Annotated in this window: 16 protein-coding genes, 10 tRNA genes and 2 rRNA genes (1 of these 28 running past the window's edge); 22 read left to right on the forward strand and 6 right to left on the reverse strand. The window is 57.1% G+C overall.

Features of this window, described 5'->3' with window-relative positions; genetic code table 11:
* The 13 genes from MJA45_RS03455 to MJA45_RS03515 all read left to right on the forward strand — a co-directional run.
* Positions 1-2162, forward strand: a 23S ribosomal RNA gene (locus MJA45_RS03455); it begins 763 nt to the left of the window's first position.
* A gap of 143 nt (positions 2163-2305) precedes the next feature.
* A 5S ribosomal RNA gene (rrf, locus tag MJA45_RS03460) occupies positions 2306-2422 on the forward strand.
* A gap of 99 nt (positions 2423-2521) precedes the next feature.
* Positions 2522-2596: transfer RNA gene (locus MJA45_RS03465), tRNA-Glu, on the forward strand.
* Positions 2597-2604: 8 nt separating this feature from the next.
* A tRNA-Val gene (locus MJA45_RS03470) sits at positions 2605-2680 on the forward strand.
* A gap of 15 nt (positions 2681-2695) precedes the next feature.
* A tRNA-Met gene (locus MJA45_RS03475) sits at positions 2696-2772 on the forward strand.
* 5 nt (positions 2773-2777) lie between these two features.
* Positions 2778-2854 (forward strand) — tRNA-Asp (locus tag MJA45_RS03480).
* Positions 2855-2935: 81 nt separating this feature from the next.
* Positions 2936-3011: transfer RNA gene (locus MJA45_RS03485), tRNA-His, on the forward strand.
* A 9-nt stretch (positions 3012-3020) separates the two neighbouring features.
* Positions 3021-3096, forward strand: a tRNA-Lys gene (locus MJA45_RS03490).
* Positions 3097-3128: 32 nt separating this feature from the next.
* Positions 3129-3216, forward strand: a tRNA-Leu gene (locus MJA45_RS03495).
* A gap of 7 nt (positions 3217-3223) precedes the next feature.
* A tRNA-Gly gene (locus MJA45_RS03500) sits at positions 3224-3298 on the forward strand.
* 13 nt (positions 3299-3311) lie between these two features.
* Positions 3312-3388: transfer RNA gene (locus MJA45_RS03505), tRNA-Arg, on the forward strand.
* Between the two features lie 40 nt (positions 3389-3428).
* A tRNA-Leu gene (locus MJA45_RS03510) sits at positions 3429-3511 on the forward strand.
* Between the two features lie 213 nt (positions 3512-3724).
* On the forward strand, positions 3725-4150 hold the full coding sequence (locus MJA45_RS03515; RefSeq protein WP_315605906.1) for a copper amine oxidase N-terminal domain-containing protein: 426 nt from the start codon (positions 3725-3727) through the stop codon (positions 4148-4150).
* Positions 4151-4263: 113 nt separating this feature from the next.
* Here the strand turns inward: MJA45_RS03515 and MJA45_RS03520 are convergent, their stop codons facing one another.
* From MJA45_RS03520 to MJA45_RS03530, 3 genes are all read right to left on the reverse strand, one after another.
* Positions 4264-5454, reverse strand: a complete 1191-nt coding sequence (locus tag MJA45_RS03520; protein ID WP_315605907.1) for an ornithine--oxo-acid transaminase — start codon at positions 5452-5454, stop codon at positions 4264-4266.
* 127 nt (positions 5455-5581) lie between these two features.
* Complete coding sequence (gene rocF, locus MJA45_RS03525) at positions 5582-6484, reverse strand: arginase (RefSeq protein WP_315605908.1); 903 nt, start codon at positions 6482-6484, stop codon at positions 5582-5584.
* Positions 6485-6647: 163 nt separating this feature from the next.
* Positions 6648-7577, reverse strand: coding sequence for a proline dehydrogenase family protein (locus MJA45_RS03530; protein ID WP_315605909.1), 930 nt, complete (start codon positions 7575-7577; stop codon positions 6648-6650).
* A 94-nt stretch (positions 7578-7671) separates the two neighbouring features.
* On the opposite strand from MJA45_RS03530, the gene MJA45_RS03535 reads away from it, so the two are divergent.
* Positions 7672-7812, forward strand: coding sequence for a hypothetical protein (locus MJA45_RS03535; protein WP_315605910.1), 141 nt, complete (start codon positions 7672-7674; stop codon positions 7810-7812).
* A gap of 45 nt (positions 7813-7857) precedes the next feature.
* On the opposite strand, the gene MJA45_RS03540 is transcribed toward MJA45_RS03535, so the two are convergent.
* From MJA45_RS03540 to MJA45_RS03550, 3 genes are all read right to left on the reverse strand, one after another.
* Positions 7858-12396, reverse strand: a complete 4539-nt coding sequence (locus MJA45_RS03540) for a glutamate synthase-related protein (protein ID WP_315605911.1) — start codon at positions 12394-12396, stop codon at positions 7858-7860.
* Positions 12397-12859: 463 nt separating this feature from the next.
* Entirely contained in the window at positions 12860-14191 is a 1332-nt protein-coding gene (locus MJA45_RS03545) for a glutamate-1-semialdehyde 2,1-aminomutase (protein WP_315605912.1), read from the reverse strand.
* A gap of 116 nt (positions 14192-14307) precedes the next feature.
* Positions 14308-15345: an LCP family protein gene (locus tag MJA45_RS03550; RefSeq protein WP_315605913.1), complete on the reverse strand. Its 1038-nt coding sequence runs from the start codon at positions 15343-15345 to the stop codon at positions 14308-14310.
* A 186-nt stretch (positions 15346-15531) separates the two neighbouring features.
* Between MJA45_RS03550 and MJA45_RS03555 the strand changes: the two genes are divergently transcribed.
* The 8 genes from MJA45_RS03555 (at position 15532) to MJA45_RS03590 (ending at position 24582) form a co-directional block, all read left to right on the forward strand.
* Positions 15532-16635 (forward strand): ABC transporter ATP-binding protein, encoded by a 1104-nt coding sequence (locus MJA45_RS03555; protein WP_315605914.1) that lies wholly within the window; start codon positions 15532-15534, stop codon positions 16633-16635.
* On the forward strand, positions 16632-17426 hold the full coding sequence (locus tag MJA45_RS03560; protein ID WP_315605915.1) for an ABC transporter permease: 795 nt from the start codon (positions 16632-16634) through the stop codon (positions 17424-17426). Before MJA45_RS03555 ends, MJA45_RS03560 begins: the two co-directional genes overlap by 4 nt.
* Before the next feature lie 4 nt (positions 17427-17430).
* Complete coding sequence (locus MJA45_RS03565) at positions 17431-18216, forward strand: ABC transporter permease (RefSeq protein ID WP_315605916.1); 786 nt, start codon at positions 17431-17433, stop codon at positions 18214-18216.
* Positions 18217-18405: 189 nt separating this feature from the next.
* Positions 18406-18882 (forward strand): thioredoxin-dependent thiol peroxidase, encoded by a 477-nt coding sequence (bcp, locus tag MJA45_RS03570; protein ID WP_315605917.1) that lies wholly within the window; start codon positions 18406-18408, stop codon positions 18880-18882.
* 64 nt (positions 18883-18946) lie between these two features.
* A complete protein-coding gene (locus tag MJA45_RS03575) occupies positions 18947-20761 on the forward strand; it encodes a PAS domain S-box protein (RefSeq protein WP_315605918.1) in 1815 nt (604 codons plus the stop codon).
* Between the two features lie 72 nt (positions 20762-20833).
* A complete protein-coding gene (locus tag MJA45_RS03580) occupies positions 20834-21796 on the forward strand; it encodes an acetylxylan esterase (protein ID WP_315605919.1) in 963 nt (320 codons plus the stop codon).
* A gap of 418 nt (positions 21797-22214) precedes the next feature.
* Positions 22215-23057, forward strand: a complete 843-nt coding sequence (locus MJA45_RS03585; protein ID WP_315605920.1) for a hypothetical protein — start codon at positions 22215-22217, stop codon at positions 23055-23057.
* Positions 23058-23163: 106 nt separating this feature from the next.
* The gene (locus MJA45_RS03590) at positions 23164-24582 is read left to right on the forward strand and encodes a polysaccharide deacetylase family protein (RefSeq protein WP_315605921.1); all 1419 of its coding nucleotides are present in this window, start codon (positions 23164-23166) and stop codon (positions 24580-24582) included.
* The last annotated feature ends 13 nt before the right edge of the window (positions 24583-24595 follow it).

Consider the following 24595-nt stretch of genomic DNA (forward strand, 5'->3'; position numbering starts at 1 on the left):
AACACGCACTGGAGGCCCGAACCCACGAATGTTGAAAAATTCGGGGATGAGGTGGGGGTAGCGGAGAAATTCCAATCGAACTCGGAAATAGCTGGTTCTCCCCGAAATAGCTTTAGGGCTAGCCTCGGGGGTTGAGTCGTGGAGGTAGAGCACTGATTGGGTGCGGGGCCCGCCAAGGGTTACCAAGTCCAGTCAAACTCCGAATGCCATGAACTTGGACCCCGGGAGTCAGACGGTGAGTGCTAAGATCCATCGTCAAGAGGGAAACAGCCCAGACCATCAGCTAAGGTCCCCAAGTGTGTGTTAAGTGGGAAAGGATGTGGAGTTGCCCAGACAACCAGGATGTTGGCTTAGAAGCAGCCACCATTGAAAGAGTGCGTAATAGCTCACTGGTCGAGTGACTCTGCGCCGAAAATGTAACGGGGCTAAACACGCCACCGAAGCTATGGCTTGCAGAAATGCATGGGTAGGGGAGCGTTGTGTGTACGTTGAAGGTGTACCGTAAGGAGCGCTGGAGAGCACACAAGTGAGAATGCCGGTATAAGTAACGAAAAGACAAGTGAGAATCTTGTCCGCCGAAAACCTAAGGGTTCCTGAGGAAGGCTCGTCCGCTCAGGGTAAGTCGGGACCTAAGGCGAGGCCGAAAGGCGTAGTCGAAGGACAACAGGTTGACATTCCTGTACCACCGTAAACCGCTACGAGCGATGGGGTGACGCAGAAGGGAAGAGACGCAGACGGATGGAAGAGTCTGTCCAAGCAGCGAGGCTGGTGTGTAGGCAAATCCGCACACTGTAAGGCTGAGCTGTGACGGGGAGGGAAAATTACAGTACCGAAGGTCTTGTACTCATGCTGCCAAGAAAAGCCTCTAGCCAGGTGAAGGTGCCCGTACCGCAAACCGACACAGGTAGGTAAGAAGAGAATTCTAAGGCGCGCGGAAGAACTCTCGTTAAGGAACTCGGCAAAATGACCCCGTAACTTCGGGAGAAGGGGTGCCTCGGTAGGGTGAATAGCCCGAGGGGGCCGCAGTGAAAAGGCCCAAGCGACTGTTTAGCAAAAACACAGGTCTGTGCGAAGCCGCAAGGCGAAGTATACGGGCTGACGCCTGCCCGGTGCTGGAAGGTTAAGGGGAGCGGTTAGCGCAAGCGAAGCTGTGAACCGAAGCCCCAGTAAACGGCGGCCGTAACTATAACGGTCCTAAGGTAGCGAAATTCCTTGTCAGGTAAATTCTGACCCGCACGAATGGCGTAACGACTTGGGCGCTGTCTCAACGAGAGATCCGGTGAAATTTTAATACCTGTGAAGATGCAGGTTACCCGCGACAAGACGGAAAGACCCCATGGAGCTTTACTGCAGCTTGATATTGGACTTGGGTACGATCTGTACAGGATAGGTGGGAGCCAGAGAGTCATGAGCGCCAGCTTGTGAGGAGGCGACGTTGGGATACCACCCTGATCGTATCTAGGTTCTAACCTCCTCCCGTGAATCCGGGAGAGGGACCGTGTCAGGCGGGCAGTTTGACTGGGGCGGTCGCCTCCTAAAGCGTAACGGAGGCGCCCCAAGGTTCCCTCAGAATGGTTGGAAATCATTCGCAGAGTGCAAAGGCAGAAGGGAGCTTGACTGCAAGACGTACAGGTCGAGCAGGGACGAAAGTCGGGCTTAGTGATCCGGTGGTACCGAATGGAAGGGCCATCGCTCAACGGATAAAAGCTACCCTGGGGATAACAGGCTTATCTCCCCCAAGAGTCCACATCGACGGGGAGGTTTGGCACCTCGATGTCGGCTCATCGCATCCTGGGGCTGAAGTAGGTCCCAAGGGTTGGGCTGTTCGCCCATTAAAGCGGTACGCGAGCTGGGTTCAGAACGTCGTGAGACAGTTCGGTCCCTATCTGTCGCGGGCGCAGGAAATTTGAGAGGAGCTGTCCTTAGTACGAGAGGACCGGGATGGACGTACCGCTGGTGTACCAGTTGTTCCGCCAGGAGCACCGCTGGGTAGCCAAGTACGGACGGGATAAGCGCTGAAAGCATCTAAGCGTGAAGCCCCCCTCAAGATGAGATTTCCCAATTAGTAAGACCCCTTGTAGACGACGAGGTAGATAGGTTCGGCGTGGAAGTGCTGTAAGGCATGCAGCGGACGAATACTAATCGGTCGAGGGCTTATTCATGACCCCATTAGGGGAGCAAAAGGATGAACAAACGTAAGCTTCGATTCCAGTTTTCAGGGTGCAAACCTTGAACTTGCGGGCCTTTTACAAGGTAACGTATTTTGCTGAAGCGAAAGCGGGAAGCAGAATCAACCGCAAAAACGTTTGGTGATGATGGCGGAGGGGAACCACACGTTCCCATCTCGAACACGACCGTTAAGCCCTCCAGCGCCGATGGTACTTAGATCGCAGGATCTTGGGAGAGTAGGACGTTGCCAAGCGGAAATTTTCTCCTGCGGATGGTACTTAGAACCATGTAAGATGCAGCTGACCAAGCAATCTTACATAGGACAAGCGCATAACGGAGAAGCATAAAGCAAGGCCCGTTGGTCAAGGGGTTAAGACACCTCCCTTTCACGGAGGTAACAGGGGTTCGAATCCCCTACGGGTCACCACATCATATGGAGGCTTAGCTCAGCTGGGAGAGCATCTGCCTTACAAGCAGAGGGTCGGCGGTTCGATCCCGTCAGCCTCCACCATATGAAACACACTATCGCGGGGTGGAGCAGCTCGGTAGCTCGTCGGGCTCATAACCCGAAGGCCGCAGGTTCAAATCCTGCCCCCGCAACCAAACATGGAGCTGTGGTGTAGAGGCCTAACATGCCTGCCTGTCACGCAGGAGACCGCGGGTTCGAATCCCGTCAGCTCCGCCATTTTTTACCTTTTAATGCCACGTATGATTCGCGACCTGAAGATTTAACCTACTTGAAGGAACTTAACGGTTTCTCCTTATGGCGGTCGTGGCGAAGTGGTTAACGCACCGGATTGTGGCTCCGGGATCCGCGGGTTCGATTCCCGTCGATCGCCCCATTTTAGCATGAGCCATTAGCTCAGTTGGTAGAGCACCTGACTTTTAATCAGGGTGTCGAAGGTTCGAGTCCTTCATGGCTCACCACTTTACCTCTTATGGTAAAGACAACAGAATATGCGGTCGTGGCGGAATTGGCAGACGCGCACGGTTCAGGTCCGTGTGGGCTAACCCCCCGTGGAGGTTCGAGTCCTCTCGACCGCACCATCTTTATGCGGAAGTGGCTCAGCGGTAGAGCATCGCCTTGCCAAGGCGAGGGTCGCGGGTTCGATTCCCGTCTTCCGCTCCATCTTCATATGGATGTTCCCTTAGCTCAGCTGGATAGAGCGTTTGACTACGAATCAAAAGGTCGGGAGTTCGAATCTCTCAGGGAACGCCATTTTTTTTATTTTCTGAAGTTAATATACTTATTGCAATTGGCCGGTGTGGCGGAATTGGCAGACGCGCGCGACTCAAAATCGTGAGGGAAACCGTGGGGGTTCGAGTCCCTTCACCGGCACCATACTTAGGATCTACAAGCTCTCGGGGAAACCCGGGGGCTTTTTTGTTATTGTTGACCGGCGGCTTTGCTGAACAGAGGGACCGGAGCAACTTAGCTGAACCGAAGGCTCGGAGCAAGCAAGAAATAAAAAGAGGACAAGCCGGCATAGCGAACGGTTAAGGGGCATAAAGATATGGGTAAGAAGTAGTATTCCAGAAAAAGGAGACTTCCTCTATGAAAAAACTAACCCTATCCCTTGTCACTCTGGTAGCTTTGGCCTTCGCTCCCGGATGGGCAAAAGCCGATTCCTCTATTCCCGTAACTATTAACGGTCAAGCCGTTGAGATGAATATGCCTCCTGCTCTCTATGATGACACCTTGCTGGTTCCGGTCGAGTCGATCGTGGATCGGCTTGGGGCTCAGATGAGCTGGGACGACCAGCTTCAGTTGCTCACTTTGCAAAAAGGAAGTTCTTCCGTCCAATTGATGATCGGCACCACGAAATGCATGGTGAATGGGAGGGAGGACCTGGTGGAAGCCGCCCCACGTCTCATCGAGGGGCAGAAAATGGTCCCCCTTCGCCTTATCGGAGAAGCCTTAAATTACCGGGTCTCCTGGAACAACACCGACAGGTCGGTCAACTTGGAGCCGCTGCAGTAGAACGGGCGAAAGGTTATCGGTTGGCATCGGCTGCCATTTAAAAAAGCAAAACACAGATCGCTCTCCAGGATCTGTGTTTTTTAGTGTGCATGGGATAGGGCGTGGACCGTAGCTTACCCCAGTACGTTTTCCAGTCGCTCGGCGGCCCATTGGAGCTCCTTGCGTGTAATGATCAAGGGAGGTGCGAGGCGGATGACGGTCTCATGGGTATCCTTGCAGAGCAGCCCTTCCTGAAGAAGCGCTTCGCAGTAAGGCCTCGCAGGACGGTCCAGTTCAATGCCGAGGAAGAGGCCCCTTCCCCGGATTTCTTTTATGGCGGGGTTGTTCAGTTGGGACAACCGTTTCAGCAGGTACTTTCCTTGATTCCGCGATCGTAAGGAGAGGTTTTCGTCTTCGGTCACGTCCAGGGCGGCGGACGCTACGGCACAAGCAAGCGGATTCCCTCCGAAGGTGGAACCATGGCTGCCAGGTTGAAAAAGGGACAGGATCTCCGGATCCGCGGCGACGGCCGATATGGGGAGCACGCCGCCACCTAAGGCTTTGCCTAAAATATAGACATCGGGAATGACATTCTCCCAGTCGCAGGCAAACCGCTGGCCGGTCCGGCCAAAGCCGGTTTGGATTTCATCGGCGAGGAACAGCACCCGATGATTGCTGCACAGGTCGCGAACGCCTCTTAAATACCCCTCCGGAGGAATCCGGATGCCGGCCTCTCCCTGAATCGGTTCCAACAGAATAGCCGCGGTATGAGGCGTTATAGCCTTCTCCAGCGCTTGCAGATCGCCATAAGGAATCATGCGGAAGCCAGGAAGCAAGGGACCAAAGCCTTCCTGGTACTCCGCTACACTCGAGAAGGAAATGACGCCGAGGGTCCGGCCGTGGAAATTGCCTTCGCAAACGATAATTTCCGCCTTGTTCTCGGGAATCCCTTTGACTCGGTAGCCCCATCGGCGGGCGGCCTTAAGAGCGGTTTCCACGGCTTCGGCTCCCGTATTCATCGGAAGGACCATGGACTTCCCGGTATAGCGGGATGCTTTTTGCAGGAAGAGGCTTAAGGCTTCGGAATGGAAGGCGCGGGACGTCAGGGTTACCTTGCCGGATTGCTCCTTGAGGGCCCGAATAATCCGAGGGTGCCGATGGCCTTGGTTAAGGGCCGAGTACCCGCTCAGCATATCCATATAACGGCGGCCATCCGGGTCCTCCACCCAGACCCCTTTGGCCCGTGAGATGACAATGGGAAGCGGTTGGTAGGTTGGAGCGGCCAAGGTTTCCGCCAGGTCGATCAGCTCGGATGAAGTATACATAAGCGATCCTCCTTCTCCGGATGGACATATAGGGGGTGGGAGTCAACGAGACGTCACCAATGCCTCCTTAACCGGTGGCTTTCTGCCATAGCCTCAATGGAAAGCCGGAAGGCCTATCCCGCCTCCGCTATAGGAGACGCTCACCCAACAGAGCGGCGATCAGATCCACAGCCAGTTCTGCGGTCTGGTTGCGGAGGTCAAGCAGAGGATTGACTTCAACGAAATCCGCCGAGCTCACCAAACCGCTCTCCTGAAGCATCTCCATGGCCATCCGGGCTTCCCGGACGGTCAACCCGCCAGGAACCACGGTGCCGGTGCCCGGGGCGGCCGAAGGGTCCACACTGTCCACATCGAAGCTAAGGTGAATCCCATCCGGCCCGCTTCCCGCTGTGGCAATGGCCTCCTCCATCACCGTCCCCATCCCCCAGCGGTCAATGTCCTGCATGGTGAAGCAGCGGATGCCGGTACGGCGGATAAACTCCCGTTCCCCTGGATCCAGATCCCGGGAGGCCACCAGGACGACCCGGGCAGGATCCAGCTTAGGGGACGGAGGGCGAAGTCCGGTCAAATGGGGATGTCCGAAACCAAGGGAAGCAGCCAAGGACATCCCATGAATGTTGCCGGTCGGACTCGTGGCTTCGGTGTTGAGATCCGCGTGGGCATCGATCCATAGAACCCCCGGCTGGCGTCCGTTGAGAGCCAACCCCGCCAGAGAGCCGATGGCCAGACTGTGGTCTCCGCCTAGCAACAGAGGGAAATGTCCTTTGGCCACCGCTTTATGAACGGCGGAAGCCAAATACCGGTTAAAGGAAACCGTCTGGGGCAAATTCAGAAGGGGGAGATTGCTGAACACCACTCCTTTGCGGGGAGAAGGGAGGGAAGGCTCGGAAAGAACGGTATGCCCCAACGCCTCCAGTCGTTCGATTAGACCGGCATGCAGAATCGCTTCCGGGCCCAGGCAGGAGCCTCTGGTTCCAGCCCCCAAGTCAAAGGGTGCCTTAAGCAGAGAGACCGTTTGTCGGGTTGGCATCAGGCATGACCTCCTTTTGGCCGGCTTGACGGGAGAATCGGGTAAATTCAGCTTCTTGGACGGAGAAAAGGGGGATATCCAACTTCTTGGATGAAGAAAAGGATATAACCAGTTTGGAAAACTAGTGGATAACAAAGCGGGAAAGCGGCTTGGAACGGCAGGCTTACTTTTTACGCAGCGACTTTAGCAGGAAGGCTACATTCGCCGGTCTCTCGGCAAGCCGGCGCACAAAATAGGGAAACCAGAGGCGCCCGTAGGGCACGTAGCAGCGGACGGTATAGCCCTCGGCAGCCAGTTCTTCCTGCAGCTTCATTCGGATGCCGTACAGCATTTGGAATTCAAAGGTGTGCAGAGGCACCTGGTGAACCTCCACGAACCGTTTGGTCCATTCGATGATCGGTTCATCGTGGGTGGCGATCCCTGTATAGAGGCCGGACAACAGACGGCGCTTGATCAGCCTCTTGAACTGGATGTCGACCTCGCTCATTTTCGGGTAGGCTTTGTCCTTCGGCTCCTTGTAAGCTCCCTTGACGAGACGAACATTCCCTTTCTCCGAGGAGAGGCGGCGGATATCATATTCGGACCGGTAGAGATACGCTTGGATCACCACCCCGACGTTGCCCATTCCTTCCGCATGAAGCCGGCGGGCCACCTGCAGGGTAGCATCGGTATAGCGGGAATCTTCCATGTCCAGCCGGACAAAATTGCCAAGTGCCCTGGCCTTGTCGACAATCTCTCGAATGTTGCGGTAACCCGCCTCCGGATCCAGGGCTAAGCCCATCTGGGTAGGCTTAAGGGAGACATTGGCTTTAGCTTCCTCTTGGCTGATGTCTTCCAGAAGCGCCAGGTACTCGTCCCGGAAGGCTTCTGCCTCGCTAAGGTGACGGATGCCCTCTCCCAGATGATCAATGGTGGCCAGAAGGCCATTGGCGTTCAGTTGTTTGACGGTCCGCAGCGCCTCTGCCCGCGTTTCGCCGGCTACGAATTTGTCTGCTCCGAGACGAAGGCCATACTTTAAGGCAAGGGCTTCCGCGGCACGGTTACCGGCAAGGGCAAGCAGAAGAGAGCGAAAAAGCTTGGTGGTCCAATCCATGGCCAATCCCTCCAATCGGGTGGGGCTCTGAAGACTATGTAAGAGGACTAAGGTTAGTGAAGTACTCTATTCTATTCGGGACAGGGGGCGGGGCGTGACAGTGGGAAGAGAGAAGAATGAGAAAAACATCGGCCGGGAGAGAGGAAGGAGGAGGAGAAGGAAAAGAGGGGAGAGGCCGTGGAGACTAAAGGATAACGCAAAAAACTCCTCTGCGGCCGGAGCAGCAGAGGAGTGAAAAGGGAGCGAAAACCAAGTGTATCTATAAAGAAGAAGGTTCGTATTATTCCGTAGCGACCGACTGGTCCGCCTGAAGGCCAACCGGGGCGATGCGCACGAAGTGGGTCGGGAGGTCGGCCAAAAGCTTATCGACACTCGCCGCGGCTTCGGATTGACCCGATGCCGCCAATTCGTTGCGGTAAGCACCGAGCAGCTCGTTCAGGTCCTTGATGCTCTGCGAACCCACTTGCTCGATCTTGACTTTGGCGCCTTTGGCAATCCGGCGTTCGATAGCCGCAATGTCAAAGCCCATTTCCGGGTTCAGGCGCTGGTAGATCACGCCTCCGGTCATCCCGGCGCAAATCCATGGACCCGGATCACCGAGCACGACGGCACGGCCGTTGGTCATGTATTCAAAGGCGAAGCCTTTCAGGTTGGCCCGGCTTGCGATGGCCCCAAGCTCGTCTTGGATCGGTGTCGTAATCTCACCGCCGAAGACCACGTCCGCCCCCGAGAACCGGATGCAGGCACGCGTATCGGCACTGCCTTGGATAAGGAACAACCCACGCTGGGCTCCATACCCAAAGGATTTCCCTACCGAGCCGTTGATGAGCTCCTTGTTCTTGCCAGGCGACTTGAGAATGGCCACTTTACCGCCGTTGGACATTTTGCCGACTCCGTCTTCCGCACCGCCGTCTACGGTAATGTTGACTCCGTTCGCGTTAAAGGCACCAAGCCCGTTACCCGGTACCGAACCGTCCGTCAGACGGAGGGAAATGGCCGGAAGCTTGTCGTTGTCCTGGCTGCTGCGCACCCGGTGGCTGGAGTAGCGGCTTCCGATAATCCGGGTTTCGCCCGTTACCTTGGACCAGGTACGCTCCACTGGAGTGGCGAAGGACAGGGACTCAGGGAAGAAGGCCTGGCCCTCTGCGCCCGCCGCAACTTGGATATCCGAAGAGGCGACGGCGGCTTCATCCAGAGACTCGCCGATGTTGATGAACTGCAGCGGAGCCGGACGAAGGATTTCGCTCAAGTCGATCTGATCGAGACAGTTCACCTGCTGCAGAAGATCGGAACGGCCGACGAGATCCTGGGCATCTTTAAAGCCGAGTGCCGCGACAATCTCGCGAACCTCTTCTCCGATGGCACCGAAGAGGCGGACCAGGCTGTTGACCGCGAGGTCGTACTCCCGCGGAACGAAGCGGCGAAGGCCTTTCTCTTCGGCTTCCTCCATGGAGTCAATCTGCGTGGCAATCCCGACGTGACACGTATCCAGATGACAGCCGCGGCAGGTCGTACAGCCGATGGCCTGCATCGCGATGGAGCCGAAGCCGCAGCGGTTCGCGCCGAGCATAAGCATCTTGACGACATCGGCCCCGGATTTCAGACCGCCGTCAGACCAGAGCTCAACGCGGTGGCGCAGACCGGCTTCGATCAGAGCTACGTGAGCCAGCTTCGTCCCGATTTCGGTCGGAAGCCCAACATGCGTGATCGAGTGGATACGGGCAGCACCCGTTCCGCCGTCGAAGCCGGAGAGGGTGATGACGTCGGCGCCTGCTTTGGCTACCCCGACGGCAATCGTTCCGATTCCCGGTACGACCGGAATCTTCACAATGACCTTCGCCTTGCGTCCGCTCGCTTCCTTAAGCTCGGAGATGATCTGCGCCAGGTCCTCGATCGAATAGATATCGTGGTTGTTAGAAGGCGAGATCAGGTCCGATCCGATGGTGGCGTTACGGGCCGCGGCGATTTTGGCCGTAACCTTGGAGCCCGGCAGGTGACCGCCTTCTCCAGGCTTGGCTCCCTGGCCGATCTTGATCTCCAGGAAGGCAACTGCATTGGCAAGCTCGGCATTAACCCCGAAGCGGCCGGATGCGACCTGGGCCCCGCGCGTTCTGCGATAGCGGCCGAGCATATCCTTGATCTCGCCGCCTTCTCCGTTCATCGTGACCATGTTCAGCCGTTCGCCGGCTTCGGCGTACGCCCGGAAAGCCGTTTCGTTCTGCGAGCCGAAGGACATGGAGGAGATCAGCATAGGCAGATCATGCCCGCCGATTCCGATGGATACATCGGACGGGTTAAGAGGCTGACGGCCCTCCAGCGCTTTCTCGTAGTTAAAGTCGGCTACGTGGCGGATGGAGATCGGGTTGCGCTTCTCTTCCTCACGAAGCTTGTCGCGGTAATCGCTGTACGGCGCCGCTCCCGAGGCCGCTTCACCCAACGCCTTCCACATGCGCTGGAAGAAGTGGAAGTTGCGGGCGGCCTTGGCCTTCGGATTCGTGAAGTCCTCGTAGCGCTTCTCGGCTTCGGCTTCCAGCTTGGCGAAGCCCGTTCCGGCCTTGTCGCTTCCCAGGTAGTTCACGATATCGAGCACCTCCGCCACCTCCGGATTCAGACCGATGGAGGAGAAGAAGCGGGTGTATCCGCGCAGCTCGTGGGTTCCGATGGTGGAGATGACTTTCTCCAGGCCTTTGTTCAAGGCCGTATAGACTTTCTTCGCGGCGGGAGCCCCGGATTTGGCGGCAGCCGTAGCGAAGAGCAGGTAAGGCGAAATCACGTCAGCCCCTAGACCGCAAGCCACTGCGATGTCATGCAGGTTGCGGACCGCCGCTGAGCGGAGGACTAGGGAAGTCTGGCGGCGAAGGTTGTCGCCGTGTCCCAGCTTGTGCTCCCGCAGGGCAATGTCGACCTTCGATACCGCAAGATGCGGGTCGAGCCACAAGCGGTCGTTCCGGTGGGCTTCGGAATCGTCCAGCACCACCAGCATAGCGCCGTTCTTAACGGCTTCCACCGCTTGAGCGGCAAGCTCGTTCAGGCCGTCCTGGATGGACGTGCCGCGGGCGAACGTGGCGGACAGAACGGCTACAGCGTTCTCTCCTTGGGCACGGAAGGCTGCGAGCAGCTGCTCATAGGAAAGCTGGTTCAGGTCTTTGTCGCTGTCCACGCCGTTCAGGCTTTCGAGAACGAGCGGGGCCAGCAGCTCGATGCGCAGGCGGTTGTCCGGCTGTCCGTAGAGAACCGGACGAGGGCCGACGACAACGCGGGTGGAGAAGTGCTCCATCTCGCGGTCGCGGTCGATGGCCGGGTTGGTGACCACCGCTACGCTTTCCTTGATGAAATCGGGAATGTTCTGGCGCTCCCAGTTGATGGCCGCATGAGGGCCGTCATGACCGAGGGAGCGGATCGGCTCGGCGCCGGTCTCGGACATCGACTCGATCTGCTGGATGCCTTCGCGGTCCCAGCCGTTCGCGCTGTACAGCGCATCATTCACTTGAAGCACTTCGTTCGCAGAGGCAGTGATGCCGGATTCGACGGAGCCGAGGTATTTGCGCATGCCGCTGAAATCCACGCGCTTGCTTACGCGCTCATGCACAAGCGACTGAACAGTTGTATACGGAAGCACTTGAACGTATTCTCCCGGGGTCAGCACGACGCCGACTTTCTCGCCCGGAGCGATCGGCTTCGGCTCGGCGATCATCTCGCCGACCGTTACGACGCCTTGCTCGGAGGAGAAGTACAGGGAGTTTTCCGTTTCCACCATCCATACCGGACGAAGGCCCAGTGCGTCCACACTGAAGATGCACTCGTTGCCGTAGCGGGACACGATCCCGGCCGGACCTTGGGCATAGTGGCCCCAGATTTGGCGGAAGTACACGTACATATCCTGAAGCTCTCCGCGGAACAGCTTCATTTCGTTGTGAATCGGAGGGAAGACCACTTCCATCGCTTCAAACAGGCTCATGCCGGAGCGGTGAATGAACGTCTCGATCGTCCGGTTCATGTCCTGCGAGTCACTGCCGCCGTCTACGAGCGGAACGCCGACCATGTCGGCCTCGAGGCGGAGCTTCTTGACCGTGTTGATTTCCCCGTTATGGCCGAGAAGCGAGAACGGCTGAACCCGGAAGAAGCTGGAGAGCGTATTCGTCGAATAGCGGTTATGGCCGATCGTTACCTGGGCGGCGAACAACGGATCCCGCGTGTCGTTGAAGTAGAGCGGCAGAATGCTGGCGGCTCCCATCACCTTGTAGGCGGCGGTCGTATTGCTGAGCGTTGCGACGTGCACGGTAAACCGGGCTTCGATCGCCACATGAAGCTCAAACAAATGATCGGCCGTGTTCACGCCTTCCTTCTCGCAGAGAGCGGCGACCTGCCAGAAAACGGGCTCGTCGTTCAGACCGTTCGGTCCGAGAACGGAGTTGTCGACCTGGTTCTCCTGCTCCGTCACAATGCGAACGCCGTGCTCCCGGAACATTTCGCGGATGGAGGCCTGCATGTCGGCGGCGGAAATAGCCAGCTTGCGAGGCACGAAGATGTGGGCGATGGAGAAACGCTTATCGTAAGCCAGCTTCCCGTCCAGACCGGCGTCCTGCAGCTTCTTTTCCCAGAGCGCGCGGGGGATGTCGGTCAGAATTCCGCAGCCGTCGCCTTCTCCATTGATAAAACCCGAACGATGTTCCAATTTAACAAGGGCATCAATCGTCTTTTGTATGTTATCCCTGGAAGGGTGGCCGTTTTTCTCGATAATGCATACAATTCCACAGCTGTCATGTTCGGTTTCTAGCAGATTGCGGAAGCGGCCTTCGTTGATCATGGCTTGGTTCATAGTAGTACAGGTCAGGTTCCTGACCTCCACCTCCCGTTTATAAAATGAATAAAAATTCAAAATAACTGTATAAAACCAGTTGTCACATCTGGGCATAGCCGGGCTGGTGCGGCATGTCGTCTTAGGGGAGTAAGACTCGAAAAAAGGAAGGTTTACCCGGTGAAGGGATAAAAAAGGGGATTCTCTCTTAATCTATAGGTATAAACAGAATAACACGAATATTGGCATCTAACAATACTTCCTTGTCGTTTTCAAGAAATGTAAGCGCTGTCTATATTGCATAATGGTGAATAAAGGAAATGGACGGGGAGGGGTCTGTGCCAAAAGCGAACGAACCCTTTCCGAATGACGGAAAAGGTTCGTCTTTGGCAGCTTTTTAGAAGAAAGACCGGTTCCTGCCATACCGTTATCCGGCTTGGGAACCATAGCCTCAGAAGGGGCGTACGGAGCCGGAATAAAAGGCTCAGCCGCGCTTCGCCATCTCGGCGAAGGCCCGCTCCGCGGCGGCCAGCGTGGCGGCCGTATCGTCCTCCGTATGAGCCGTGGTCAGGAACCACGCCTCATACTTGGACGGGGCGAGGCAGACGCCCTGCTCGAGCATCAACCGGAAGAATTGCGCGAAGCGTTCTCCATCCGTATCCTGCGCCTCGTCATAATTCGTGACGGGGTGATCGCAGAAATGGGTGGAGAACGCGCCGCCGATCCGGTTGACGGTCAGGGCGATGCCGTGCCGCCGCGCCGCCGCGGAGAGGCCGTCGGCGAGAGCCGCCGCCAGCGATTCGAGCCGGGCGTAGGTCCCCGGCTCGCGGAGCGCCTGCAGACAGGCGATGCCCGCGGCGATGGAGGCGGGGTTGCCCGCCATCGTCCCGGCCTGGTAGGCCGGACCGAGGGGAGCCACCTGCTCCATGATCTCGCGGCGCCCGCCGTAGGCGCCGATCGGCAGCCCGCCGCCGATGATCTTGCCGAGCGCCGTCAGGTCGGGCTGGACGGCGTCCCACCCGCCAGGCGTCTCCAGCGGCAGCCCGGCGTAGGTCTGGGCGGAGCCGTAATGGAACCGGAAGGCCGTGATCACCTCGTCGTAGATGACGAGCGCACCATGGGCCCGCGCCAGCCGGCACAGCCCTTCGAGGAAGCCGGGCTTCGGCATCACCATGCCGAAGTTGCCGACGATCGGCTCGACCATCACCGCGGCCGTTTCTCCGCCCCAGACGGCAAGGGCTTCTTCGAGCGCCGCCAGGTCGTTAAACGGCACGGTGATGACCTCGCTCGCCAGGCTGAGCGGGATGCCGGCGCTGTCCGGGATGCCGAGCGTGGAGGGCCCGGAGCCCGCGGCCACCAGGACGAGATCGGAGTGGCCGTGATAGCAGCCGGCGAACTTGATGATCTTGGCCCGCCCTGTGTAAGCGCGCGCGACCCGGATCGTGGACATGACGGCTTCTGTTCCCGAGTTGACGAAACGCACCTTATCCAGGGAAGGGATGGCCTCCTTCAGCATTCGGGCGAAGTCGATCTCGAGCTCGGTCGGCGTGCCGTAGAGGGTGCCGTTGGCCGCCGCCCGCGTGATGGCCTCGGTCACATGAGGATGGGCATGGCCGAGAATGATGGGCCCGTAAGCGGCCAGGTAATCGATATAGCGGTTTCCGTCGACATCCCAGAAATAGGCCCCGTTGGCCTTTTGCATGAAGACAGGGGCGCCGCCGCCTACCGCTTTAAAGGACCGGGAAGGGGAATTGACTCCTCCTACTATATGCTGAAGGGCTTGCTCGTACAGCTCGTTGGATCGGGTTCGGTTCATTAGGGTTAGCCTCCTGATAGGGGATTATGGCGCACAGCGCATAAAAGAAGCCCGGCAGCATGGCCGGGCTTCGGGACAAGGCAAGAACCCTGCCTGTATTCTCGTTTCCGTCTTCCTTACCGGCGGGAAGTCAGCTCGGAAGCTTCCTGCTGCTTCCGGTGGCTGGCCGAGGTAGGGGAGGGCGACGGGGAAGCGGAAGGATCAATGCCCTCCAGCTTGTTCTGGATAAAGGTCTTCAATTTATCCGGCTTCACGGAAATGACGGACGCTCCGCCTACCGTTCTCTCCTCCAGCAGTTCCATGGGCGGAAGCTGTTGCGAGTCGATGCCTTGGCCTTTGGCTTCCATGCCGAGAGAAGCGAGCTTCATCATATCGCTGACCGGAAGGTTGGTATCGATGTAAGGATCGACGGCCTGCAGAACTTTCGGGAATTTCAGGATGTTCGAGGTGGTCTGCATCTTCTCGGCCACGGCGGTCAGGAATTTGCGCTGACGTTCCGTCCTTGTAAAATCGGAGGTGGCGTCATGACGGAAGCGGACGTACTGAAGAGCCGTTTTGCCGTCGAGATGCTGGTAGCCCTTCTTCAGGTTAATGTCGAATTCATGACCGTCCCAGGCATCGCTGTATTTCATATCCTTCTCTACATCGAGGTCGATGCCGCCGATAGCGTCCACGAGAGCCATGAAGCCTTGGAAGTCCGTATAGACATAGTATTGAATAGGAAGTCCGGTAAAATCGGAAACGGTCTTCATGGCCAGGCTGGCTCCGCCGTAGGCGAGAGCGGCGTTGATCTTATCACTGCCGTACCCCGGGATCTTCACGTAGGTATCTCTAAGAATGGAGAAGAGAGTGGCCTTCTTCGTAACGGGATCGATGGATGCGATCATAATGGAATCCGAGCGCGGAGGCTCGCTGTTCTTCTTGCCGCGGGAGTCTCCTCCGAGCAGCAAAATGTTCACCCGGTTCTTGCCCTCCCACTTGGGCGGCTCTTCCTGGCTTATGGGAGTGGCGTGATTCGGATTGGTAAAAATCGAATCCTTTCCTTCTTTGCTCAGTCCGTTCAAGGAATTGTATATGGATAGACCGTAATAGCCTCCGTATCCGAGCACACACAGACAAAGGGTCAGCATGACCCATTTAAAGAATCGGCGCATATAAAACTGGCTCCTCTCCTGGATTTGGCGCGTTTTACTCGTCCGTTATTTGATGTATCATATTGTATAGTATTTTATAACCTTTATTCCCTTCGACAAAACTTGTCATTTAGTCATTATAATGGGTTTCTTGCAGGGTTAGCAAGGAAAACCGAAGGCCAATTTCTGACACGGGAGGAAAATTGATTGAACGCCATAGAAGTAAGCCGCCTCCGCAAGGAATTCAAAGTCCAGCGCAACCGGGAAGGAGTTAAGGGAGCGCTGCAGGATTTATTCCGCAGGGAGTATCGTCACGTGACAGCGGTAAACGACATCAGCTTCACCATTCCCCAAGGGGAAATTTGCGGATATATAGGAGAGAACGGGGCAGGAAAATCGACAACGATCAAAATGCTTACGGGCATTCTCGTTCCGACATCGGGGGATATTCGCGTTAACGGATTCATTCCTTATAAAGAAAGAGAAAAATTCGTCCGCGGCATAGGCGTCGTGTTCGGCCAGCGGAGCCAGCTATGGTGGGACATTGGGGTCATCGAATCGTTCCAGCTGCTGCGCAAGGTGTACCGGGTTGGCGCCGAGGATTACCGGCAGCGCTTAAACGAGTTGGTGGAGCGCCTTAACCTGGGGGATTTGCTGAACCGGCCCGTCCGCAAGCTTAGCCTGGGACAGAGGATGCGCTGCGAGCTGGCCGCTTCCCTCCTCCATAATCCGGCCATCGTCTTCCTGGACGAGCCTACGATCGGACTGGACATTGTGGTCAAGACGGAAATCCGGGAGTTTCTGAAGGACTTGAACCGGCGGTACGGCACGACCATTCTGCTCACGACGCATGATCTTCAGGATATTGAAGCGCTTTGTTCGCGCGTAATCATGCTCGACGACGGGAAGATTATCTATGACGGGGGGCTGGAGGAGCTTAAGAACCGCTGGGGACAGGGCAAGGAAGTCGTATTTCGCTTTCCCGAGGCCGCTGCCCTCGATAACCTTGAACGGCTGACCGAAGGGCTCCGGGTTCAATGGACGATGGAGAACAGTTACACGGCCAAGGTGTGGGTTCCGGCCGAGCATGCGGGAATATCGGATGTTCTCGCCAGGGTAGTCGGGGTGATGGACATTGCCGACATTCAGATTATTGAGACGAACACCGACGACATTGTCCGGGAAATTTATAAATCGGGCTCGGCCTCCTATAACCGGTCGTCCCGGGGGCTGGAATTGTCTCCGCGAAGGGATGAAGGGGAGGGCTCGAGAGAGCTTCAGACGGCCGGGAAGGGCGGGTCCAAGTCATGACCGGCGCCTATCTCGAGCTGATCCGGATGCGGTTTCTCATGATGCTTGCCTACCGGGTCAATTATTACAGCGGCATTCTCATTTATGTGCTCAACATTGGAGCCCAGTATTTTCTATGGAAGGCGATCTATCAGGATAACGGGACGCTCGCCGGACTCGACATGACGCAGATGACGACCTACGTGGCGGTTTCGTGGATGGCCCGTGCGTTCTACTTCAACAACCTGGACCGGGAAATCGCGGGCGAGATCAAGGACGGGAGCGTGGCGATTCAGTTCATCCGGCCTTATCAGTACTTGCTCGTCAAGGTGATGCAGGGAATGGGAGAAGGCATTTTCCGCCTGCTGCTGTTCTCCATTCCGGGGATGATCGCCGCTTGTTTGATCTTTCCGGTGAAACTGCCGGCGAATCCGGGAACCTGGCTCATTTTTCTGCTGATGCTTGGTATGGCCTTCCTCATCAACTCCCAGATCAACATTCTGACCGGGCTCTTTGCCTTCTTCGTGGAGAACAACGAAGGCATGATGCGGATGAAGCGGGTGGCGGTCGACCTGTTCTCGGGGCTGATCATTCCGGTGACCTTCTTCCCGGGTTGGGCGGAGACGCTGCTTCGGCTGCTTCCCTTCCAGGCGATCACCTATCTGCCGGGTGCGGTGTTTACGGGGAAAGTGACGGGCGGCTCGGTCGGCGGGGTGCTCGGGGTCCAGCTGTTCTGGTTCCTGGCCCTTCTTATTCCGATCTATGCCATGTGGCGGCGGGCCCGCTACCGGCTGTTCGTACAGGGAGGGTAAGGCGATGTTCTATGCGGCTTTGTTTACGGATTATATGAAGAATTACGTCAAAACCAAGCTCACCTACCGGGCTGACTTCTGGGTTGAGGTGCTGTCGGATCTGCTGTTTCAAGGGATCAATCTCCTGTTTATTACAGTAGTATTCCTCCATACTCCGGTGCTCGGAGGGTGGACACAGGCTGAGGTGCTCTTCATTTACGGGTATTTTATGGTGCCGTACGGCATCTTCAGCTGCTTCTTCAACCTGTGGGGCTTCTCGGAGCGCTACATCGTCAAAGGGGAGCTCGATCGGGTACTGACACGCCCGGCGCATAATCTCGCCCAGCTTATTCTTGAGAACATGGATCCTCCGGCGCTTGCGGGCTCCATAGTCGGTCTTGTCATCATGGGATCGGCTTGGCACTCCGCCGGGATGGAGTTCGTCTGGTACGATCCGTTTGTGTTTGTGCTGCTGACGCTGGGCTCCGTTCTGATTTACGGAGGAATCTATTTGATTTTTACCGCCATCTCGTTCTATATCGATGCGCCGACAGGAATCCTTCCGCTGATCTGGAACCTGCAGAACTACGGGCGTTACCCGGTGACCATCTACAACCGCCTGCTTACGGCCCTGCTCACCTGGGTGCTGCCGTTTGCCTTTGTAGGCTTCTACCCGGCAGCCTACTTCCTCGATAAGACGAACTGGGGCGCCATGGCGCTGCTGACGCCGGCCGTCGGCGCAGGCTTTGCGGGGGCCGGATTGCTGTTCTGGAATTACGGCATCCGCCGCTACCGGGGAGCGGGCTCGTAAAGAAGGAAAAGCCGGACGCCGCTTGCATGATAAGGCTTTCAACCAAGAGTTGACAGGAGTCCACAGAGAGAGCAGAATATAAGGAAATATGGAAAATCGCGGGAACTGGACAATATAAGGCAGAATTGCAAAACCTTGTTGCTTATCCGGTGGTCATTTCGGAAGAGCCACGACAACAGGAGGAACGTCATGACGAACGCCCAGCATCTGCAAGAGGGGCAACCCATTCCGGACTTCAAGCTGCAAGCGTCCAACGGAAAATCGGTCTCCCTTGAAGATTTCAGGGGAAAGAAGCTCGTGATTTACTTTTATCCGGCGGATATGACGCCGACGTGTACGCAGGAATCGTGTGATTTCCGCGATCTTACCCCGCAAATCCGCAAGGCAGGCGCCGAAATTATCGGCATCAGCCCCGACGATTTGAAGTCCCATGGAAGATTTATCGAGAAGCATCAGCTGCCTTTTCTTCTGCTATCCGATCCGGAGCACCGCGTATGCGAGAGCTTTGGGGTCTGGCAGTTGAAGAAGATGTTCGGAAGAGAGTATATGGGGGTGGAGCGCTCCACCTTTCTTGTCGACGGGGAAGGGAAGCTGATCAAGGCCTGGCGCAAGGTAAAGGTGAAGAACCATGCCCAGGACGTGCTGGATGCCGTGAACGGATCGTAAGATCCGGACGGGCTGTGGACTCGATACAGACGGCATAAGGCAAGGATACGGGGGATGGTCGGGCATGGAAGAGAGAAAATGCCGTGCGGACGTACATAATCAGGGAGAGAGCCTTATTGAAAAAGCGTTCCGATACGCTTCGTTCGGCATGGCTGTTGCCTCGCTGGAAGGGGATGTGCTGGAGGTAAACCCTTCTTTATGCCGCATGCTCGGCTACTCGGAACAGGAAATCATTAAGCTGAACTTCACGAGCCTGACCTATCAGGAGGACTTCCCGATTGACGTTTATTACATCCTCCTGATGGGCAAAGGCAAGCAGGATTTCCACCAAACCGAAAAGCGGTTTCATCATAAGGACGGGACAACCGTTTGGGCGTTGATGACCGTGTCCCTCGTCCGGGATGATAAGGGGACCGGCACGGGCTTTCTGGTCCAGCTTCTCGATATCACCCAGCAGAAGCTGGAGGGGAACCGCACCCGCCCCGGCGCACAGCCGGCTCCCGAACGAAAGTGGGGAGGATGGGAGGTCAACCTGGGAGAATCCCGGGTATATTGGTCCCAGGGCATGTACGACCTGCTGAAGATGCCAATGGACAATGAACCGCCCGCAGGTTACGGAGAGAAATATGTTCATCCCGAGGACTGGGAATGGGTCCTCCGGAGTTTTAAGGAGGCGGTCGCGGGAGTACCCTGCCGGATTCAGTACCGATTGATCCGGCCCGACGGGACGGTCCGGACCGTAGTCACGAAGGCGGAGGCTGTCCTTAACGAATCGGGCAAGCCCGTAAAGCTGGTAGGAACCACCGAAGATGTGACGGACCATTACCAATACGACGAGGAGCTTCGCCAAAGCGTCGAGCTGTACAACCTGATCTCGGAGCATGCCCAGGAGCTGATTTCCTTTGTCTCGGCGGATGACGGGATACTTCGGTACATTTCCCCTTCCGTCCGGACGCTCCTCGGCTATGATGCCGGTGAAGTGGTAGGCACCCGGGCCATCCTGTATGTACATCCGGACGATGTCTGGCTGCTTCAGGAATTCCAGAGGCAGGAGGGCAATCCCGCTGCTCCCTTGACCTATCGGGTAAGACACAAGGACGGGCATTACATCTGGTTCGAAACGAACCTCCGGAAAATCCGGAGCTTCAAGGGCGAGGTCGACAAGATTCTGACGATCGGACGGGATGTGACCGAGTCCAGACAGACGCAGGAGATGCTGCGCAACTCCGAGAAGCTGTCAATTGCCGGAGAACTCGCCGCAGGAATCGCCCATGAGATCCGCAATCCGCTGACCGCCATCAAAGGCTTCGTCCGGCTTATGCAGACGAGCGGGGCCAAGGCGGGTTATCTGGACATCATCACGTCCGAGCTGAACCGGATTGAATCCATTGTGGGAGAGCTGCTGGTGCTTTCGAAGCCGCGGGAGGCGAAGTTCAGCAGGCAGGACCTGATCCGGCTTCTAGAGCATGTCGTGTCATTTATCGAGACCCAGGCCATCATGAACAACGTCATTCTGATCAAGCAGTTTAATTTTCTTTCCCGCGTATACATAAACGGAGACGACAATCAAATCAAACAGGTATTCATCAACCTTCTTAAGAACGGCATAGAAGCGATGCCTCAGGGCGGAGAGATCCTTATCGACGTAAGATTAGAAGAGGGAATGGTGGCGGTCAGCCTGACGGATCAGGGAGTCGGCATTCCTCCGGACAAGCTCGCGAAGGTAGGCAGCCTGTTCTATACGACCAAGGAGAACGGAACGGGCCTCGGCATGATGGTGAGCCATAAAATCATCCAGGATCACCGGGGAACCCTGCACTTGACGAGTCAGGTGGGACTGGGAACTACGGTTACCGTACGCCTTCCTCTTATGGGATAAGCGAAATTTGTTCCCCGCCTCCAAGAAAGGTAAGATAGAAGAAACCCATCATCCCTTAAGGAGTGATTTCGTTTGCCGCAGCCTTATGATTTGTCCTTGGATCAGCTCCGCACGTATAAACCGGGATTGACCCGGCAGCATGATTTCGATGATTTCTGGGAAGGAACCCTAGATGAGCTTTCCACGGTTCCCATGACCTACGACCTTGTTCCCTACTCTTATCCCGTTAAGGGCGTCATGGTTTACCGCATCACCTTCTCCGGGTTCCTGAATGCGCCTATTGACGGGTGGCTGGCGCTTCCCGCGGGTGAGGGACCTCATCCCGGGCTTGTGCTTTATCACGGCTACAATTGGGCCTTTGACGGCCGGCTGCACGAAACGGTTAACTGGGCGCTGCGGGGCTATGCTTCGCTTCAAATGCTCGTACGGGGACAGCAGGGAGACAGCGTGGACAATGTCGTTCCTTCCCACGGAGGGACGGCGGGCTGGATGACGAAGGGAATCATGAGCCCGGAGGAATATTACTACCGCGCCGTTTACATGGATGCCGTCCGGGCGATTGATATTCTGGCCTCACTCGACCAGGTCGATGCCAAACGGATCGCCGTAGCGGGAGACAGCCAGGGAGGGGCGCTGACGCTGGCCGCCGCCGCTTTGTCGGACCTGCCTGCACTTGCTTTGGCGGAGTATCCTTACCTGTCGAACTTCGAGCGGGCGATTGACCTGGCTCCGAAGGGGCCTTATCTCGAGATTAACGAATATTTCCGCCGCAATTCCAATCCGGCCATCGAAGACATGGCGAAACGGACGCTCTCCTATTTTGACGTCATGAACCTGGCTTCCCGGATCCAATGCCATACGTGGATGTGCGTCGGTCTCGTGGACGAGATCACCCCGCCTTCCACCGTATTCGCGGCCTATAATCACCTCCAATGCTCCAAGGAAATGCATGTGTACCGGTACTTCGGCCACGAGCCTATTCCGGCGACAGTCGAACCGAGGCTGCAGCTGCTCAAGGACCGGCTCCAAAGCTGATGGAGACGGATAGCCGGAAAGCGGCTTCCTCCAAACGATATTGAATAAGACCATCCCTCTTTCTTAGGAAGGAGGGATTTTTGCTGCCTTGGGGAGCGGGCACAGGCTTGCGTAAGGGCATATAGGTTCGGGTGCTTATTGGGAAGGCCCGCCGGCGTGTCGGGTTTACGGAGATTTTGGGGAAGTGCTATGATGGGGCTAGAAAATAGTACGAATGCTGACGGATAGGATAGCCCGGAGGCGGTTAAAGTCTATTCGTTGTGTTGAAAAATAAGGATACGGCGCAACCTAACCGGAAGACGGTTTTCGTTATGGCAGGCGGACGGTCAGAGAAGCAAGGGGAGCAAGAGAAGCGGATGCCGCCCGGCTATTCTTAGAGGGGCGGGGGAATCGTCCGAATCCGGAAGGAGGAAACGGAATGGAAACGGAAGAAACGGCGGCAGAGACGAACACGGGGCGGAAGGCGGGCGAAGCAGGAAAGGCAGGCGGCAGCCTTTGCGATTCAGGCGCCGTTTCCACCGGCTCCATCCCGTCCGCAGCGAGTGAGGGAAACGTGGGGGCGGAGAAGACGGGCGATGCCGTTCGGACCGCTGAGAAGGCCGTATCCGTCTACTTCCTGTCCGGGATTGGAACCTGGGAATCCGGCCGGATGTTCGCCGGGGCCATGCGGGATATTATGGAGCGGTACCGTTCCGAAGGCTATGCCTTCGTCCATGTCCGGGACCTCTATCCCTACGGCTCCATGGATGGGGTGCATTCCAAGCGGTTCTACCGGCACCTGGCCAAGCAGGCGCTTAAGGTAAGCCGCGATATGTACGTCCGTTACGAGCGTAACATCGGAGGCCGGCTCGCTTATGAGAAAATCAAGGCCGATTACGATCAATACGGAAGCGGGGACATCATTCTGATCGGACACAGCGGGGGAGGCATCGCCGCCTATAACACCGCCCAGCTTCTGAGCGACGACGGCTACCGGGTAGCCCGCGTTATTCTGGTGGGGGCTCCCGAGCAGTGGATTCACAAGGACTGGCACAACCGAGTGCATGCCCTCCGCAAGGCGGGAAGAATCGGGGATTGGGTGACCTGGCTCGGAAAGCCCTGTTTCGGAGCCCCGAAGGTTAGCGATGAGGTGAACATCGTCGGAGGCCATACCGATTACTTCCGCTGGGACAAAGTAGACGATAACGGCGTGTCCAACCTGCAGAAGGTGATGGACCGCATTTGGCAGTGGCTCCGTCCGAGGGACTTGTCCTCTTCTTGACGGGGCTTTTTTTGTTGGCCGGAGGGGGAGCTGTCATATCCGGATTTTGTCTCCCATATACTCTATCAGATTCGAGATGATAGACGAACCGGAGGGAGCCCCCGAGATGACCGAATGTGCCCTTATTAAGAAATGGATCGAGAAGAAGCGCCTTATCCTGCTGCTGATAGGCGCTGTTTTATTGCCCGCCGCTGGATGGCCGCCGTCCGCAGCCGCAGCCGCATCGGCGGACAAAGGAGGCGATAGGGCATCCCTTCAGGAAACGTATGCCCAGCTGAAGGCGGGCAAGCGGGTGGGGGGACCGGGGGAAGCGGCGAAGCCTCCGGAGGAGCGCACCGTCTACCTGACCTTCGACGACGGGCCGAGCCGGCTGACCCCTCAGGTGCTCGATATTCTGAAGGAGCAGGGCGTGCAGGCCACTTTCTTTCAGCTGGGACAATCGGCCCAAGCCTATCCCCAGTATGTCCGCCGGGTGCTGGCGGAAGGACACGCGATCGGCAATCATTCCTACGATCATGTTTACAATAAGCTGTACAGTGACTTCGCTTCCTTCTGGGGGCAGATCCGCCGGACGGAAGACGCGTTGTACGACATTGCGGGCATTCGCCCCCGTCTTGTCCGGGCTCCGGGAGGAACGGCGACGAATTTTGACGCTTTCTACTACTATTACTTGGACCAAGCGGGGTACCGGGTGACCGACTGGAATACGGACAGCCAGGATGCCAGCCGGGCCGGGGTGCCCGCCGATGAGATTATCCGGGCGGTTAAGAACACGCCGCTGAAGCAGGAAATGAATGTCTTGATGCATGACGGGACGGGACACGAACAAACGGTAAAGGCTCTTCCCGCCATCATCGCCTACTTCAAGGAGCACGGTTACCGCTTTGCCGCGTTAAGCCAGGAGGTCAAGCCGGTTCAATTCGGGATCGCCAAACTCAAATGGACCCGTTCCGAATCTTTCGAAGGCTTCCAAGACCATCTGGCCAGCGCCTGGGAGAGAGCCGCAGCCTGGAAGGACGAAGGCAGCGGCGAGGAAGCCGAGGCTCCGGCCGGCAAACCGGAGAAGCAGGAACCCCCGGAGGTCCGGGCGGAACCGGAACCCCCGTCTCCCCAGGCGGAGCCGTATCCGCTTAAGCTGAAGATAGGGGAAGAAGAGATTACGCTAGATGGCACCCGGTACGATCTCCGGGAGGGGCGGCTTGCCGTTCCCTTGCGGCTTCTGGCAGAGAAGCTCGGCGCCCGGGTCGAGTGGAACGGCACGGAGATGTCGGCGGCCGTTACGCTCGGCGGGCAGCGGCTCGAATACCGTCTGCTGGAGCATACCATCCGGGAGAAGCTGCCGGACGGCAGCTGGAAAGGAAGCCCCCTCGCCGACTTTCGCCTGGTGAACGGGGAGATAAGGGTCGGCTTGAGGAAAACGGCGGAGCTTCTGGGCGGCCGGATCGGCCGCGTGGTCTTTTCGGCGGAAACCCGCGAAGTGGAGGTAAGGGGGCCGGGCTTTCGTCTTCTTCCTTTGACTGCTTAGCCTTCTGCCCGGC

It is taken from the genome of Paenibacillus aurantius (genome assembly GCF_032268605.1).
In the GTDB taxonomy this organism is placed as follows: domain Bacteria; phylum Bacillota; class Bacilli; order Paenibacillales; family NBRC-103111; genus Paenibacillus_AO; species Paenibacillus_AO aurantius.